The organism is Serratia sp. H1w (assembly GCF_000633355.1).
Lineage (GTDB): Bacteria > Pseudomonadota > Gammaproteobacteria > Enterobacterales > Enterobacteriaceae > Chania.
In genome coordinates, this window is record NZ_AYMQ01000057.1 from 66,456 (window position 1) to 82,276 (window position 15,821).

Sequence of the window (15,821 nt, forward strand, 5' to 3'; positions counted from 1 at the left end):
GAATATGCCAAACAGGATTTTCGTTTCGTTATTATTTATGTTTGGCGATAGAATCAATCGATTGGCTGTTTCCTTGGTGCTGCCTGGCTTTAATAAAAAGAATTAATGATTTAATTGCATGATTAATATATGGAATAAAGAGACTCTATGAAAGTTTTGTACCAGGATGAACATCTGATCGCCGTTAACAAACCCTCAGGTTGGCTGGTGCATCGTAGTTGGCTGGATCGTCACGAGACGAAGTTCGTGATGCAAACTGTGCGCGATCAGATTGGCCAGCACGTATTTACCGTGCACCGTCTGGATCGTCCCACTTCCGGCGTATTACTGATGGCTTTGTCGAGTGAGGTGGCCCGTTTACTGTCGCAACAGTTTGAACTGCATCAGGTGCAGAAAACGTATCACGCGGTGGTGCGTGGCTATGTTTTAGAGGGCGGCACTGTTGATTATGCGCTGACGGAAGAGCTGGATAAGCTGGCAGACAAGCATGCCAATCCGGATAAAGCCCCTAAACCGGCGGTGAGCCATTACCAGCCGTTGGCTACGGTAGAAATGCCGGTGGCCATTGGCCGCTATGACAGTTCACGCTATAGCCTGGTTGAGCTAAAGCCAGAAACCGGGCGTAAGCACCAGCTGCGCCGGCATATGGTACATCTGCGCCATCCGATCATTGGGGATACCGCGCATGGCGATCTGAAGCAAAACCGTGGGATGGCCGAACATTTTGGTTGTTCACGCTTGATGCTGCACGCCAGCCATCTACAGTTGAACCATCCCGTAAGCGGCGAGCCTCTGCATATTTCCGCGCCTTGGGAGGCGGATTGGCAAGGCGTGATCTCACAGTTTGGCTGGCAAGACATGTTGCCGGAACTTGAGTTTGTGTCAACTAACGGTCAGGATAGCTGATCATTTTTTAAAGGTAATAAGGGAGCAGTCACGATGGCTCAGGTCGGCATTTTCGTAGGAACGGTCTACGGTAATTCTTTGTTGGTGGCGGAAGAAGCGGAAAATATCCTGCAAGAACAGGGCCATGAGGTCAAACTGTTTGAGGAGGGGACGCTGGCAGAGTGGCAGTTTTATCGCCAGCATTACGCGCTGGTTGTTACTTCCACCACCGGGCAAGGGGATTTGCCAGACAGCATTGCACCGCTGTTTCAGGCGATCCGCGACCAGGTGGGCTATCAGCCGGAACTGCGCTATGGCCTGATTGCGTTGGGCGATAGCAGCTACGACAACTTCTGCGGAGCCGGGCGCAGCTTTGATTCCTTGCTGCAAGAGCAGGGGGCGACACGTATCGGTGAAGTGTTAGAGATCGATGCGATTGAACAACCCGAGCCTGAAGTGGTTTCCTGCCCGTGGGTAGAGCAGTGGGGCGCAATGCTGAAATAGGTTTTTGGTGCCTGAAGGCTATTTCAGGCACCCTTTGCCTCAATCAACCTTTGTCAACCGGGATGCTGCCGCAACGTCAGCCAGCAGGGTACATGCCGGGTGAAAACGCAATAGTGAAGCCGGGACGCTTTCTGTCAGCGGCCCTTCCAGTGCCTGTTGCAGTATCGCAGCCTTATTCTCTCCGCCGACCATCAGAAGGATATTTTTGGCCTGCATGATGCTCTTCAACCCCAAAGAGAAATAAGCGTCGGGAACGCGTTCCTGACCGCCCACCTCATTGGCCAATACCGCCATCAACTCGGGATTGGCACGATCGACGGCGATCCGGCGAGCCTCGCTGTCAAACGCGCTACCCGGCAGGTTGGCGGCAAGATGCCCGTCACTGCCCAGCCCCAGGATCAGTAAATCAATCCCACCCTCTGCGGCGATCTGACGGTCGGCCTGGCGATAGCTGCTGCCGTTCAGTGGATGAATACGTTCAGCGGGTACGCCTGCCGGTTGGAATAGGTGGCGTTGCAGATGGCGATAAATGGCCCCGGTCTCAGTTTCATGAGGATGGAAAGGCACCTCATCTTGAGTGTAGTAATGCACATGTTGGTAGCTTGGGTTATCGCGCAACTGCGGGGCCAGCAACTGATATAAAGCTAGCGGCGTTGAACCGCCGGTGGGGGCAAAGTTGAAGCGTGTTTGCTGCTGCATGGCCTGCAAGATATACGTCGCGGCCTGCTGATTAAGCCGTGCCATATCGGGGAATAATTCTATCTTCATCAAACTCTTCCTGAAGGTGATGTGGTGAACGCAAAGCAAAAAAAAACCTAATCCCTTAAGCACTCAAGGCCGAAGCCATCAAGCGTTAAAGAATTAGGTTTTGCCTGCCGGAGCAGTAACAATCCTGACGATTACCCGTTTACCCTATCACAGGGAAAAGCGGCAAAATGTGACCCCACTCACCGACAGGGTGAGGGGACTGAGCGTGCCACAATTTACCCCTGCACCTGCCTGAGACTCCGGACTCGCTCCCTCTCCCAATCTCTGTGTTTATGAGATCCCTGGACTCCACAGCGGGAGAGGGCAGGGATGAGGGGCGACCGATCGCCCTAAACTGACAAATAATAGGCCGATGGTGGCGGTTATTTACCGCGCGTCAGCTTCTCCAGATCGGATTCGATCTCGGCAATCTTGTTGGTGACTACGTTTTGCAAATGCTGCAGGTCATCGAGGATCTTGCGTTTCAGATCCACTTCCACCTGATCGCGCTGGCAGAGTTGATCCAGCTCGTCGATCACGTAGCGCAGGTTCGGGTTGATCTCATGGATCTCTTTGTAACCCTGGCCGGCATTGTCTGCCACCACGGTTTTGCGCTGGCGCGGATACTTGAACTTCACGCTCTTGGCAAAGAATTCGCCCTTGTCTTTACGGAAGTAAATCTTGAGGATGTCGTTATTGGCCTCCTGACGCAGGCTATAGCGATCGATATCTTCCGGTTGATTGATTCCCAAGCTTTTCAGGTTATCGTACATATAAGCGCCACCTTTTAATCAACTATATTCCCCTGAGCGCGCAATTCGCAGCGTTGTACGCTGTAAACTGAAACACATCAGGAATATTCCACTGCCAGAGAGTATGGCGAAAACGCCCGTCAGAGACTGTGACGGACCGCGTATTGAAGGCAAAAAAATGGCGGGTGCAACACCCGCCGTTTAAGCTTAGTCGATGGTGCGCAATAACTCATTAATCCCGACTTTACCGCGGGTTTTGGCGTCCACTTTCTTGACGATCACGGCGCAGTACAGGCTGTAGGAACCGTCTTTGGAAGGCAGGTTGCCAGAAACCACCACGGAACCTGCAGGAACGCGGCCATAGTGCACTTCACCGGTTTCACGATCGTAGATACGGGTGCTTTGGCCCAGATACACGCCCATGGAGATCACCGAGCCTTCTTCCACGATCACGCCTTCAACCACTTCGGAACGTGCGCCGATAAAGCAGTTGTCTTCGATGATGGTTGGGTTGGCCTGCAACGGTTCCAGCACGCCGCCGATACCCACGCCGCCGGACAAGTGAACGTTTTTACCGATCTGCGCACAAGAGCCCACGGTGGCCCAGGTGTCGACCATGGTGCCTTCGTCGACGTAGGCACCGATGTTGACGTAGGAAGGCATCAGCACGGTGTTACGTGCGATAAATGCACCCTGGCGCACGGTAGCCGGTGGCACCACGCGGAAGCCTTCCTTCTGGAAGCGTGCTTCATCGTAGTCGGCGAATTTCATTGGCACTTTGTCGTAATAGCGGGTTTCAGCACCGTCCATTACCTTGTTGTCGTTGATACGGAAAGACAGCAGGACCGCTTTTTTCAGCCACTGATGGGTAACCCATTGTCCTTCGATCTTCTCGGCAACGCGCAGGGCGCCGCTGTCTAGCAAGGCGATCACCTGGTTTACCGCTTCACGCGTTACGGTGTCTACGTTGGCCGGGGTAATGTCCGCACGGCGTTCGAAGGCGCTTTCAATAACGTTCTGTAATTGCTGCATGCTGTTCTCTGTCCTGATTTTATTTACGAAAGGTTACTTTTATCACATTTTATCGGTTGGATTGAGTGCCTCTGTCAACCGTTGTTCTAATTTTCTACGCGTTTCCGGCTCCAGCGCCCGGCGATCGGCATCGGCCAAAATAAACAAATCCTCGACCCGCTCGCCGATGGTGGTGATGCGTGCGCCGTGTAGCGACAACCCCAAATCGGCGAAAACCTCGGCCACTCGGGCCAGCAGGCCGGGCTGATCGAGGGCAATCAATTCCAGATAGCTGCGGCGATCGGTGTGGGTTGGCAGGAAGTTGACCTCGGTCGGCACGCTGAAATGGCGTAGCTTCGACGAGGGGCGACGTACCCGTGGCGGTTGATAATCTCGCTGGGTGATGGCCTGCTCCAGCGCATGGCGGATCGCTTCATGCCGATCCTGCGCCAGCGGGCTGCCATCTGGCTCCAGGACGATAAAGGTGTCCATCGCCATACCGTCACGGTTGGTGAAGATCTGGGCGTCATGTACGCTGAGATTGCGCCGATCCATTTCACCGGCGACGGCGGCGAATAGGTAAGGGCGGTCCGGGCTCCAGATAAAGATCTCGGTGCCGCCGCGCGTGGCCTGGTGGCTGACCAGTACCAGCGGTTTGGTCGAGTCGTGGGCCAGCAGATGGCGGGCATGCCAGGCCAGTTGATTCGGCGAGTGGCGCAGGAAATAGTCGGCGCGGCAGCGGCTCCAGATATGGTGCAGCGCCTCTTCATCGATATTATCCATGCGTAACAGCGCCAACGCCTGCAGGCGATGATGGCGTACCCGCTCGCGCAGATCCGGGCTGTTCTGCATGCCACGACGCAACTGTTTTTCGGTGGCGAAGTACAGTTCACGCAACAGGCTCTGTTTCCAGCTGTTCCACAAGGTTTCGTTGGTGGCACAGATATCGGCGACCGTCAGGCAAACCAGGTAGCGCAACCGGGTTTCGCTTTGCACTTCACTACTGAATTGCTGAATAACCGTCGGGTCCTGAATATCACGCCGCTGTGCGGTGACCGACATCAGCAGATGGCAGCGTACCAGCCAGGCAACCAGTTGAGCTTCACGTGAGTTCAGGCCATGCAATGCGGCAAACTCCAGCGCGTCTTGTGCGCCAAGGATGGAGTGATCGCCGCCGCGTCCTTTGGCGATATCGTGGAACAGCGCCGCCAGCAACAGCAATTCAGGATGGGGCAGGCGTGGGTAAAGCTCCACGCACAGCGGATGACGTGGGCGGGTTTCCTCATCGGCGAAGCTTTCCAGCTTTTGCAGTACGCGCACGGTGTGCTCGTCGACGGTATAAGCGTGAAACAGGTCGAACTGCATCTGGCCGACAATACTGCCCCACTGCGGCATATAGGCCCACAGCACGCTGTGGCGATGCATCGGCACCAACGCCCGTGCAACCGCGCCAGGATGACGCAGAATGGCCATAAACAGCTCTCTGGCCTCGGGAATGGTGCAAAGTGGCTGTTTCAGATGGCGGCGTGCATGACGTAGCTGGCGCACGGTGGTGGAGTAAATGCCCTTGATATCCCGATTGCGAACCATCAGATAGAACATACGCATGATGGCTTCAGGCTGGCGGATAAACAGCGTTTCATCGCGCAGATCGATGAGATCGCCACGCAGTTGGAAATCATCGTTCAGTGGGCGCGGTTTTTCATTGGCATCCAGCGCCAATATCGCCTCATCAAACAGCTGTAACAGCATGTGGTTCAGCTCGCCGACGCGACGCGTCATGCGATAGAAATCCTTCATCATGCGCTCTACCGGCTCATTGCCTTCACCCTCGTAGCGCAACAGCTGGGCTACGCTGAGCTGGCGATCGAACAACAGACGGTTGTCGTAGCGTGGCAGCGACAGGTGCAGAGCAAAGCGAATGCGCCACAGGAAGCTTTGGCACTCGTTTAATTCATTGCGTTCGGCCTGGGTCAGGAAGCCAAAACCGACCATCTCATCGAGCGAGGTAGCGCCAAAATGACGGCGAGCTACCCACAGCAGCGTATGGATATCGCGCAGGCCGCCAGGGCTGCTTTTGATATCCGGCTCCAGGTTGTAGCTGGTGCCGTGATAGCGCAGGTGGCGCTGCTGTTGCTCAATCAGCTTGGCATCAAAGAACTTGGGCGAAGGCCAGAAGCCGTCGCTGAAAATGTGTTTCTGCATTTGCAGGAACAGGGCGACATCGCCGCAGATCATGCGGGACTCGATCAGGTTGGTGGCGATGGTCAGATCCGCCAGGCCTTCCAGCAGGCACTCTTCCAGCGTACGTACGCTGTGACCAACTTCCAGCTTGAGATCCCACAGCAAGGTAATGAATTCGCCGACGCGAGCGGCCTGGGTATCGTTCAGGCGAGTCTGGCTGAGGACCAGCACGTCGATATCAGACAGCGGATGCAGTTCACCACGGCCATAGCCGCCAACGGCCAGCAGCGCCGTTTCGGGAATAGTTTCAAAGCCGTAAAACAGCCACAACCGGCGCAATAACCGATCGATAAATTTGCTGCGTGCCGCCACCAGGCTTTCGGCACTGGCACCGGCATTGAAGGCGGCGGCCAGCCACAGCTGAAACTGCTCGAGCCGTTGTTTAAGGGCTACACAGTTGATCTCTTCATCGCCATAGGTGCTGGGAGCCTCTGGCCGCTTGGGCACGGCCTGTGGCGGGATGACCGGGATCTCTAGCTCACGATAATTTTCAGACATGATTCGCAGCCCATAAAAAAAGCCGGCATAGGCCGGCTTGTTACAAGAACCTGAGGTTCTTACATCTCGTGCGTAATGATGTTGGGGATGGTGTCATCCTTGCGCAACGTCATTATCTCGCAGCCGTTATCAGTCACCACAATAGTATGCTCATACTGTGCCGACAAGCTGCGATCTTTGGTTTTCACCGTCCAGCCGTCTTTCATGGTACGGATGCGGTAATCACCAGCGTTCACCATTGGTTCAATGGTGAAGGCCATACCGGCCTGTAGCACCACGCCGCCGTCATCGGCATCGTAATGCAGCACCTGTGGCTCTTCGTGGAAGCCTTCGCCAATACCGTGGCCGCAATATTCGCGTACGACGGAGAATTTTTCTGCTTCAACAAACTGTTGGATCGCTTTGCCCAAGGTGCGCAGGCGGATACCTGGCTTGACCATCTTCAGGGCCAGATACAGGCTTTCCTGAGTGATGCGGCACAGGCGCTCGCCCAGAATGGTCGGTTTACCGGCGATAAACATCTTGGAGGTATCGCCGTGGAAGCCGTCTTTGATGACCGTCACGTCGATATTGACGATATCGCCATCTTTCAGCACTTTGTCGTCACTTGGAATGCCGTGGCACACCACTTCGTTCACCGAGATACAGACCGATTTTGGGAAGCCGTGATAGCCCAGACAGGCCGAAATCGCCTGCTGTGCATTGGTGATGTGGTCGTGACAGATCCTGTCCAGCTCGCCGGTGGTGACGCCGGGTTTAACGTGGGGCTCGATGATTTCCAGCACTTCTGCGGCCAGGCGGCCCGCAACGCGCATCTTTTGAATGTCATCAGGTGTTTTAATTGAAATTGCCATGAAAGTTAGTCCGCAGGTGTCGTTATGGTCGACAAGGTAGAAAGATAAGGCATTGAGTTATGGTATCAGCCCGGCTGGAGGCTGCCAAATTTCATTTCGGAAGGGCGGGCCAAATGCAACAAAAGTTGGTGTCCGGGGCGGGTTTATGGTATAAAGCGCGCCGGCAGATCCGCACATTGAGTCACACAGTGGCCGTGAAGAACTGACCGAAGTAGTTTAACTGCACTCACATTGTGTAAATAACACACACGTATCGACACATCCGCCGGGGTGCCTTGAGATGACTCGCGTCATTGTCCGGGTCGGCGTTATGGGATACGTGGAGGCATAACCCCAATCAACTCTAATAGAGGTTTTAATCATGGCAACTGTTTCCATGCGCGACATGCTCCAGGCTGGTGTACACTTTGGTCACCAGACCCGTTACTGGAACCCGAAAATGAAGCCTTTCATCTTCGGTGCTCGTAACAAGGTTCACATCATCAACCTGGAAAAAACCGTACCAATGGCCAACCTGGCTTTGGCTGAACTGACCAAGATCTCTTCCCGTAAAGGTAAGATCCTGTTCGTTGGTACCAAGCGTGCTGCAAGCGAAGCGGTAAAAGAATATGCTAACGGCTGCGATCAGTTCTTCGTGAACCATCGCTGGTTGGGCGGCATGCTGACTAACTGGAAAACCGTTCGTCAGTCAATCAAACGTTTGAAAGATCTGGAAATCCAGTCCCAAGACGGCACCTTCGACAAGCTGACCAAGAAAGAAGCGCTGATGCGCACTCGTGAACTGGCCAAGCTGGAAAACTCCCTGGGTGGTATCAAGGACATGGGTGGTCTGCCAGACGCTCTGTTTGTTATCGATGCCGATCACGAACACATCGCGATCAAAGAAGCCAACAACCTGGGTATCCCGGTATTCTCTATCGTTGATACCAACTCCGATCCAGACGGCGTTGACTTCATCATCCCTGGTAACGACGACGCAATCCGTGCAATCAAATTGTACCTGACCGCCGTTTCTGCCGCCATCCGTGAAGGTCGTTCTCAAGATCTGGCCGTTCAGGCGGAAGAAAGCTTCGTAGAAGCTGAATAATAAGGTCAAGCCCTTATTAACCAGGTATTGAATATGTTGGTTAGGGGGGCCTTAAAGGGCCCCCTTTGCTTATCTGAATGAGAACTATCTCCGAGCGAGATAACCGAGGAAAAAGAAATGGCTGATATTACCGCTGCCCTGGTAAAAGAACTGCGTGAGCGTACCAGCGCAGGTATGATGGATTGCAAAAAAGCACTGATCGAATCTAACGGTGACATCGAGCTGGCAATCGAAAACATGCGTAAATCTGGCGCGATCAAAGCGGCGAAAAAAGCAGGCAACGTAGCTGCTGACGGCGTGATCAAAACCAAGATCGTAGGCAACTACGGCATGATCCTGGAAGTTAACTGCCAGACCGACTTCGTTGCTAAAGACGGCGGTTTCCAAGCGTTTGCTGACAAAGTGTTGGATGCTGCTTTTGCTGGCAAAATCACTGACGTTGACGTGTTGAAAGCGCAGTTCGAAGAAGAGCGTGTTGCTCTGGTGGCAAAAATCGGTGAGAACATTAACATTCGCCGCATTGCTTCCCTGGAAGGCGACGTGTTGGGTAGCTACCTGCACGGTGCTCGTATCGGTGTTCTGGTTGCAGCTATTGGTGCTGATGAAGAGCTGGTTAAGCAGCTGGCAATGCACGTTGCCGCTAGCAAGCCTGAGTTCGTCAAGCCTGAAGACGTGTCTGCTGAAGTGGTAGAAAAAGAGTACCAGGTTCAGTTGGACATCGCCATGCAGTCTGGCAAGCCGAAAGAAATCGCAGAGAAGATGGTTGAAGGCCGCATGAAGAAATTCACCGGCGAAGTCTCTCTGACCGGTCAGCCTTTCGTGATCGAACCAAGCAAGAGCGTGGCTCAAGTGCTGAAAGAGCACAACGCCGACGTGACCAATTTCATCCGCTTTGAAGTGGGTGAAGGCATCGAGAAAGTTGAAGCTGACTTTGCTGCTGAAGTTGCAGCAATGAGCAAACAGTCTTAATGCCTGTTAATGGAGCCGCCGCGAGGCGGCTCCATTTTATCCAGCCAGAGAAACGTCGATGGCGGGCCCCGCGTGCCCAATCTCATCGGCTGAAAACCCCAATACTATTACTGCTTCTTAGGACAGAACACCATGGCAACCAATGCAAAACCCGTTTATCAGCGTATCCTGCTCAAACTGAGTGGCGAGGCTCTGCAAGGTGCAGAAGGCTTCGGGATCGACGCTAGCGTTTTGGATCGCATGGCTCAGGAAGTGAAAGAGCTGGTCGAGCTGGGCATCCAGGTCGGTGTAGTTATTGGCGGTGGCAATCTTTTCCGTGGTGCAGGTCTGGCACAAGCCGGCATGAACCGCGTAGTGGGCGACCACATGGGAATGCTGGCTACCGTGATGAACGGCCTGGCTATGCGTGATGCACTGCACCGTGCCTATGTGAACGCCCGCCTGATGTCAGCCATTCCGTTGAATGGCGTGTGTGATAACTACAGCTGGGCAGAGGCGATCAGCCTGCTGCGTAACAACCGCGTGGTGATTTTCTCTGCCGGTACGGGTAACCCGTTCTTTACCACCGATTCTGCGGCCTGTCTGCGCGGGATTGAAATTGAAGCCGATGTGGTATTGAAAGCGACTAAAGTGGATGGTGTATACTCCGCTGACCCGGTGAAAAACCCGGATGCTACGCTGTACGAGCAGATCACCTATCAGGACGTGTTGGAACGCGAGTTAAAAGTGATGGATCTGGCGGCGTTTACGCTGGCCCGCGACCATGGCTTGCCGATCCGCGTATTCAACATGAACAAACCAGGTGCACTGCGTCGCGTGGTGATGGGTGAGAACGAAGGTACGCTGATCACCAAATAACGGCTGTTTGGCCAAATTTCGAAGGAGCGGGTAACGCCAGGCGTTGTGTGCTCCTGTTGAGTAAAATTCACGGGCTATACTTATCAGTACTGCCTGCCAAGTAACCAGCTTCCAAGGGTTCGCAACGTGATTAATGAAATTAGAAAAGATGCTGATTCACGCATGGAAAAAAGCGTCGAAGCATTCAAAACTCAAATCAGCAAGATCCGTACTGGCCGTGCTTCTCCAAGCATTCTGGACGGCATCATGGTGGAATACTACGGTTCAGCCACGCCGCTGCGCCAGTTGGCCAACGTCACGGTAGAAGATTCCCGTACGCTGGCGATCAACCTGTTTGACCGTTCTCTGGGTCAGGCGGTAGAAAAAGCCATCATGTCTTCCGATCTGGGGCTGAACCCTAGCTCGGCTGGCACCGTGATCCGCGTTCCGCTGCCTCCGTTGACGGAAGAGCGTCGTAAGGATCTGATCAAAGTGGTGCGTGGCGAAGCCGAGCAAGGCCGCGTTGCCGTGCGTAACGTGCGTCGCGATGCCAACGATAAAGTGAAGGCGCTGCTGAAAGACAAAGAAATCAGCGAAGATGAAGATCGCCGTTCACAAGATGACATCCAGAAGATGACCGATGCCTACATCAAACTGCTTGATGCCGCATTGGCCGATAAAGAAAAAGAACTGATGGATTTCTAATCTCCATCGCTTTGAAATAGAGCGTCGCCTTGGCGGCGCTTTATTTTTTGTGGTGCAGATCTCGTTTTATCGTACGCACAGCGCGTAAACCAGCCGTGATGCAAGTTACACTGTGGTGTATCTCCGATCTCATCACGCAGTGATTCAGAGCAAATCATGAAGCAACTGACAATTCTGGGTTCCACCGGTTCCGTGGGCACCAGCACCCTGGCCGTGGTCAGGGAAAATCCCGAACTTTTCGCCATCAAGGCATTGGTCGCTGGCCGTAATGTGGCGGTCATGGCGCAGCAGTGCATGGAGTTCCGCCCAAGCTATGCGGCCATGGCGGATGAGCAGGCTGCCAACGAGTTACGTGCCGTGCTGGCAGAAAACGGTGTGAAAACCGAGGTGCTGGCGGGTGAAAAGGCGGCCTGTGAGCTGGCTGCACTGGACGACGTCGATCAGGTAACCGCCGCTATTGTTGGGGCGGCCGGGCTGTTGCCTACCTTAGCCGCCATTCGTGCTGGCAAGCAGGTGCTGCTGGCGAACAAAGAGTCGCTGGTGACCTGTGGCCGTTTGTTTATGGACGCGGTGCAAAAGAGCCAGGCGCAGCTGCTGCCGCTGGACAGTGAGCACAACGCGATCTTCCAAAGCCTGCCTGAAAGCATCCAGCGCCAACTGGGATACAGCTCGCTGGAAGCCCACGGCGTTTCGCGTATCGTGTTGACCGGTTCCGGTGGCCCGTTCCGTACCACGCCAATGGAGCAGTTTGCCAGCATGACGCCGGATCAGGCCTGTGCTCATCCCAACTGGTCGATGGGGCGCAAGATCTCGGTGGATTCCGCCACCATGATGAACAAGGGGCTGGAGTATATCGAGGCTCGCTGGTTGTTCAACGCCTCGGCGGAGCAGATGGAGGTCATCCTTCATCCGCAGTCGGTGATCCACTCCATGGTGCGCTATGCCGATGGCAGCGTGCTGGCCCAACTGGGCACGCCCGATATGCGTACGCCTATCGCCCACGCCATGGCTTATCCACAGCGGGTCAATTCCGGGGTGGCGGCGCTCGATTTCTGCCGCATCGGCGCGTTGACCTTCTCTGAGCCGGAGCGTGAGCGCTATCCTTGCCTGTATTTGGCGATCGAAGCCTTCGATGCAGGTCAGGCGGCGACCACCGCGCTCAACGCGGCCAATGAAATTGCCGTCGCGGCATTCTTGCAGCAACAAATTCGTTTTACTGATATATCCACCGTGAACCAAAAGGTTGTTGAATGTATGGCGCTACCTGAGCCAACCAGCATTGAGATGGTGCTGGAGATCGATCGCCAGGCGCGAGAAGTGGCTAGCGGTTTGGTGCGTAACATACGGGGTTAATCTCTCGAAGAGGCCAGTTAGCGGGCAAAGTCGGCTCTGCTACATTGTCTGAATTTGCTGGCAAACTCGCCTGGCCGCCGTTGGGCCGTTTGTTCAGCCTGCACGGAGGTGTTATAGTCTGTGCCATAATTACCGGTTATACCGTTGAATAATGGCCGGATTGACAACCCTGTTCCACTGACAAACGCGGCCAATAGGGCTGTGCCAAGCCAGATGAATGGGGGAATTGACGTCAATCTTTCCCGGGAGCCCCTTGGGGCGTAAGGCGGGCAGACTGCAAAGCTGTGTCAGGCACACGGCTTTTTTTGCGCGTAAGGCCCGATATTCCGGCAAGGCTATGGTGTTTCTACCGAGGAAATAAGTACCAGTTATGTCGTCCGAAAATCAACAAGAAGCCAGTCTTTCTGCCCATGGGCCACGTCACGTCGCGATTATTATGGACGGCAATGGACGTTGGGCTAAACGTCAGGGCAAGTTACGTGTCTTCGGTCATAAAGCAGGGGTGAAATCGGTGCGCCGGGCGGTCAGTTTTGCCGCCAGTAACCATTTGGATGCACTCACGCTTTATGCCTTCAGCAGCGAAAACTGGAACCGCCCGGCGCAGGAAGTCTCCGCGCTGATGGAGCTTTTTGTCCGCGCACTGGACAGCGAAGTAAAAAGTCTGCATAAACATAATGTCAGGTTGCGCGTGATCGGCGATATCAGCCGCTTCAGCGCACGTTTGCAAGAGCGCATCCGTCGCTCGGAGCTACTGACAGAAAATAACGATGGCCTGACGCTTAACGTTGCCGCCAATTACGGTGGTCGTTGGGATATTATTCAGGGAGTGAGGGAACTGGCAGAGCAAGTGCAGCAAGGTACGCTGCGCGTGGATCAGATCAGCGAAGAGTTATTGGGCGAGCGCGTCTGCATGAGCGATCTGTCTCCGGTGGATCTGGTGATCCGTACCGGCGGCGAACATCGCATAAGTAACTTTTTGTTGTGGCAAATTGCTTACGCCGAGCTTTACTTTACTGATGTACTCTGGCCAGATTTTGATGAACTTGTCTTTGAAGGTGCGCTGAATGCATTTGCACAACGCGAGCGTCGCTTCGGGGGAACAACACCTATCGATGCCAATGCGTCCTAGGGGGAACTTTTGCTGAAGTCTCGCATCATAACGGCTCTGATTTTAATTCCGATAGTTATCGCCGCGCTGTTTTTGCTGCCGCCGATGGGCTTTGCCCTGGTAACTCTCGCTGTGTGCATGTTAGCCGCCTGGGAATGGGGGCAGTTGGCTGGCTTTGCTGCCCGCCCTCAACGTATCTGGCTGGCGATATTATGCGGCTTCCTGTTGGCGCTGATGATGCTCACCGTGCCTGCCTACCATCAGTCTGTGCATCAATTGCAGATCGCGGGCCCATTGTGGCTGTCGCTTGGTTGGTGGCTGGTAGCCCTGCTGCTGGTGCTGTTCTATCCCGGCTCGGCCGCGCTGTGGCGTAATTCGCGGCCCCTGCGGCTGGTATTTGGCCTGTTGACCATCGTGCCGTTTTTCTGGGGCATGCTGGCACTGCGTCAGTTCGGCTACGAAGAGAATCATTTTACCGGTGCCTGGTGGTTGCTGTACGTTATGCTGCTGGTGTGGGGCGCGGATTCAGGCGCCTACATGTTCGGCAAGCTGTTTGGCAAAAACAAACTGGCACCGAAGGTCTCCCCGGGCAAAACCTGGGAAGGACTGATCGGCGGGCTGGTCACGTCTGCCGTAATTTCATGGCTATTTGGCCGCTATGCACCGCTGAACGTGGTTCCAATGACCCTATTGGTCTGTTCGGTGATTGCGGCGCTGGCTTCGGTGTTAGGCGATCTGACGGAAAGCATGTTCAAACGTGAAGCCGGTATCAAGGACAGTGGTCATCTGATCCCGGGGCACGGCGGCATTCTGGATCGTATCGATAGCCTGACCGCAGCAGTACCGGTATTTGCCTGCTTGATGCTGTTAGTGTTTTAATCCGTCATCGGCGGGGGGAGTAAAGGGATTCTATGGTCAGCGTACTCTGGAACTTGGTCGCGTTTATTATCGCTCTGGGTATATTGATCACCGTGCATGAGTTCGGGCACTTCTGGGTGGCTCGCCGCTGTGGCGTTCGTGTGGAGCGTTTCTCGATCGGCTTTGGCCGGGCGCTATGGCGCCGCACCGATCGCCAGGGCACCGAATATGTCATCGCCATGATCCCCCTTGGCGGCTATGTCAAAATGCTCGATGAGCGCGTCGAAACCGTTGCTCCCGAGCTGCGTCATGAGGCGTTCAACAACAAAACCGTCTGCCAGCGCGCCGCGATTGTCAGTGCGGGCCCCATTGCCAATTTCCTGTTTGCCATTCTGGCTTATTGGATCGTCTTTATCATTGGCGTGCCGAGTTACCGCCCGGTTATCGGCGAAATAACGCCACAATCCATTGCTGCCAACGCCGAAATTTCTCCGGGAATGGAACTTAAGTCCGTTGACGGTATCGAAACGCCTGATTGGGAATCGGTTCGTCTGGCGTTGGTGACCAAGATCGGTGATGCGCAAACCGAGGTGGAAATTGCTCCGTTTGGTTCTTCACAAAAGGTCAGCAAGACCCTGGACTTGCGCCACTGGAGCTTTGAGCCAGACAAAGAAGATCCCGTTCGTTCTTTAGGCATGGTTCCGCGTGGTCCGCAGATTGAATCCGTGCTGGCAGAAGTGCAGGCCGGGTCGGCTGCGCAAAAGGCAGGTTTACAAGCGGGGGACAGGATCGTTAAAGTCGATGGTCAGCTACTTGGCCGTTGGGTAACGTTGGTGAAACGGATCCATAATGCTCCAGGGCAACCGCTGGTTTTAGAGATCGAAAGAAACGGCGCCCCCTTGTCTTTAACACTGATACCAGATACAAAGCCGGTGGGAAAAGACAAAGCGGTGGGGTTTGCCGGGATTATACCCAAAGTTATCCCTCTGCCGGATGAGTACAAGACCATCCGTCAATATGGGCCGTTCTCCGCACTGTATCAGGCGGGGGACAAAACCTGGCAGCTGATGCATCTTACGGTCAGCATGGTAGGGAAATTAATTACCGGTGATGTGAAGCTGAACAACCTGAGTGGCCCGATTTCCATTGCACAGGGAGCAGGGGCATCAGCAGAGGTGGGTTTTGTGTATTATATGATGTTTCTGGCGTTGATTAGCGTCAACCTAGGGATCATCAACCTATTCCCATTACCGGTATTAGATGGTGGGCATCTTCTCTTCCTGGCGATAGAAAAGCTGAAGGGGGGGCCAGTTTCTGAGCGAGTACAGGACTACAGCTACCGCATTGGTTCGATCTTGTTGGTACTGCTGATGGGTCTTGCACTTTTCAATGATTTTTCTCGTCTTTAG

The 15,821-nt window shown here is 54.4% G+C and carries 15 protein-coding genes; 10 read left to right on the top strand and 5 right to left on the bottom strand.

What is annotated here, in order from left to right; genetic code table 11:
• Window positions 1–147: 147 nt before the first annotated feature.
• Both truC and U869_RS0114510 read left to right on the top strand, forming a co-directional pair.
• Window positions 148–906 carry a tRNA pseudouridine(65) synthase TruC gene (gene truC / locus U869_RS0114505; RefSeq protein ID WP_025120874.1) on the top strand — a complete coding sequence of 253 codons (759 nt, stop codon included), beginning with the start codon at window positions 148–150 and terminating at the stop codon, window positions 904–906.
• 33 nt (window positions 907–939) lie between these two features.
• On the top strand, window positions 940–1,389 hold the full coding sequence (locus tag U869_RS0114510) for a flavodoxin (RefSeq protein ID WP_025120875.1): 450 nt from the start codon (window positions 940–942) through the stop codon (window positions 1,387–1,389).
• Window positions 1,390–1,428: 39 nt separating this feature from the next.
• On the opposite strand, the gene U869_RS0114515 is transcribed toward U869_RS0114510, so the two are convergent.
• From U869_RS0114515 to map, 5 genes are all read right to left on the bottom strand, one after another.
• A complete protein-coding gene (locus tag U869_RS0114515; RefSeq protein ID WP_025120876.1) occupies window positions 1,429–2,157 on the bottom strand; it encodes a 6-phosphogluconolactonase in 729 nt (242 codons plus the stop codon).
• A gap of 362 nt (window positions 2,158–2,519) precedes the next feature.
• Complete coding sequence (locus U869_RS0114520; protein ID WP_021179904.1) at window positions 2,520–2,909, bottom strand: DUF3461 family protein; 390 nt, start codon at window positions 2,907–2,909, stop codon at window positions 2,520–2,522.
• Window positions 2,910–3,095: 186 nt separating this feature from the next.
• Window positions 3,096–3,920: a 2,3,4,5-tetrahydropyridine-2,6-dicarboxylate N-succinyltransferase gene (dapD, locus tag U869_RS0114525; RefSeq protein ID WP_021179905.1), complete on the bottom strand. Its 825-nt coding sequence runs from the start codon at window positions 3,918–3,920 to the stop codon at window positions 3,096–3,098.
• Window positions 3,921–3,962: 42 nt separating this feature from the next.
• Entirely contained in the window at window positions 3,963–6,641 is a 2,679-nt protein-coding gene (gene glnD / locus U869_RS0114530; protein ID WP_025120877.1) for a bifunctional uridylyltransferase/uridylyl-removing protein GlnD, read from the bottom strand.
• 59 nt (window positions 6,642–6,700) lie between these two features.
• The gene (gene map / locus U869_RS0114535) at window positions 6,701–7,495 is read right to left on the bottom strand and encodes a type I methionyl aminopeptidase (protein WP_025120878.1); all 795 of its coding nucleotides are present in this window, start codon (window positions 7,493–7,495) and stop codon (window positions 6,701–6,703) included.
• Between the two features lie 361 nt (window positions 7,496–7,856).
• On the opposite strand from map, the gene rpsB reads away from it, so the two are divergent.
• The 8 genes from rpsB to rseP all read left to right on the top strand — a co-directional run bounded on the left by rpsB (window position 7,857) and on the right by rseP (window position 15,821).
• The gene (gene rpsB, locus U869_RS0114545) at window positions 7,857–8,582 is read left to right on the top strand and encodes a 30S ribosomal protein S2 (protein ID WP_021179908.1); all 726 of its coding nucleotides are present in this window, start codon (window positions 7,857–7,859) and stop codon (window positions 8,580–8,582) included.
• Window positions 8,583–8,699: 117 nt separating this feature from the next.
• Complete coding sequence (gene tsf, locus U869_RS0114550) at window positions 8,700–9,551, top strand: translation elongation factor Ts (protein WP_025120879.1); 852 nt, start codon at window positions 8,700–8,702, stop codon at window positions 9,549–9,551.
• A gap of 132 nt (window positions 9,552–9,683) precedes the next feature.
• Window positions 9,684–10,409 (top strand): UMP kinase, encoded by a 726-nt coding sequence (gene pyrH / locus U869_RS0114555; RefSeq protein ID WP_021179910.1) that lies wholly within the window; start codon window positions 9,684–9,686, stop codon window positions 10,407–10,409.
• Between the two features lie 126 nt (window positions 10,410–10,535).
• Complete coding sequence (gene frr / locus U869_RS0114560) at window positions 10,536–11,093, top strand: ribosome recycling factor (RefSeq protein ID WP_025120880.1); 558 nt, start codon at window positions 10,536–10,538, stop codon at window positions 11,091–11,093.
• Between the two features lie 156 nt (window positions 11,094–11,249).
• Entirely contained in the window at window positions 11,250–12,446 is a 1,197-nt protein-coding gene (gene ispC / locus U869_RS0114565) for a 1-deoxy-D-xylulose-5-phosphate reductoisomerase (RefSeq protein WP_025120881.1), read from the top strand.
• 370 nt (window positions 12,447–12,816) lie between these two features.
• Entirely contained in the window at window positions 12,817–13,575 is a 759-nt protein-coding gene (ispU, locus tag U869_RS0114570) for a (2E,6E)-farnesyl-diphosphate-specific ditrans,polycis-undecaprenyl-diphosphate synthase (RefSeq protein ID WP_025120882.1), read from the top strand.
• A gap of 9 nt (window positions 13,576–13,584) precedes the next feature.
• Window positions 13,585–14,433, top strand: a complete 849-nt coding sequence (gene cdsA, locus U869_RS0114575; protein WP_025120883.1) for a phosphatidate cytidylyltransferase — start codon at window positions 13,585–13,587, stop codon at window positions 14,431–14,433.
• A 32-nt stretch (window positions 14,434–14,465) separates the two neighbouring features.
• Window positions 14,466–15,821, top strand: coding sequence for a sigma E protease regulator RseP (gene rseP / locus U869_RS0114580; protein WP_025120884.1), 1,356 nt, complete (start codon window positions 14,466–14,468; stop codon window positions 15,819–15,821).

Bases quoted from the DNA above. Each gene is read 5' to 3' on its own strand.
- pyrH (WP_021179910.1), top strand. From the start codon at position 9,684: ATGGCAACCAATGCAAAACCCGTTTATCAGCGTATCCTGCTCAAACTG.
- truC (WP_025120874.1), top strand. From the start codon at position 148: ATGAAAGTTTTGTACCAGGATGAACATCTGATCGCCGTTAACAAACCC.
- dapD (WP_021179905.1), bottom strand. From the start codon at position 3,920: ATGCAGCAATTACAGAACGTTATTGAAAGCGCCTTCGAACGCCGTGCG.
- ispU (WP_025120882.1), top strand. From the start codon at position 12,817: ATGTCGTCCGAAAATCAACAAGAAGCCAGTCTTTCTGCCCATGGGCCA.
- map (WP_025120878.1), bottom strand. From the start codon at position 7,495: ATGGCAATTTCAATTAAAACACCTGATGACATTCAAAAGATGCGCGTT.
- U869_RS0114515 (WP_025120876.1), bottom strand. From the start codon at position 2,157: ATGAAGATAGAATTATTCCCCGATATGGCACGGCTTAATCAGCAGGCC.
- ispC (WP_025120881.1), top strand. From the start codon at position 11,250: ATGAAGCAACTGACAATTCTGGGTTCCACCGGTTCCGTGGGCACCAGC.
- rpsB (WP_021179908.1), top strand. From the start codon at position 7,857: ATGGCAACTGTTTCCATGCGCGACATGCTCCAGGCTGGTGTACACTTT.
- U869_RS0114520 (WP_021179904.1), bottom strand. From the start codon at position 2,909: ATGTACGATAACCTGAAAAGCTTGGGAATCAATCAACCGGAAGATATC.
- tsf (WP_025120879.1), top strand. From the start codon at position 8,700: ATGGCTGATATTACCGCTGCCCTGGTAAAAGAACTGCGTGAGCGTACC.
- rseP (WP_025120884.1), top strand. From the start codon at position 14,466: ATGGTCAGCGTACTCTGGAACTTGGTCGCGTTTATTATCGCTCTGGGT.
- glnD (WP_025120877.1), bottom strand. From the start codon at position 6,641: ATGTCTGAAAATTATCGTGAGCTAGAGATCCCGGTCATCCCGCCACAG.
- U869_RS0114510 (WP_025120875.1), top strand. From the start codon at position 940: ATGGCTCAGGTCGGCATTTTCGTAGGAACGGTCTACGGTAATTCTTTG.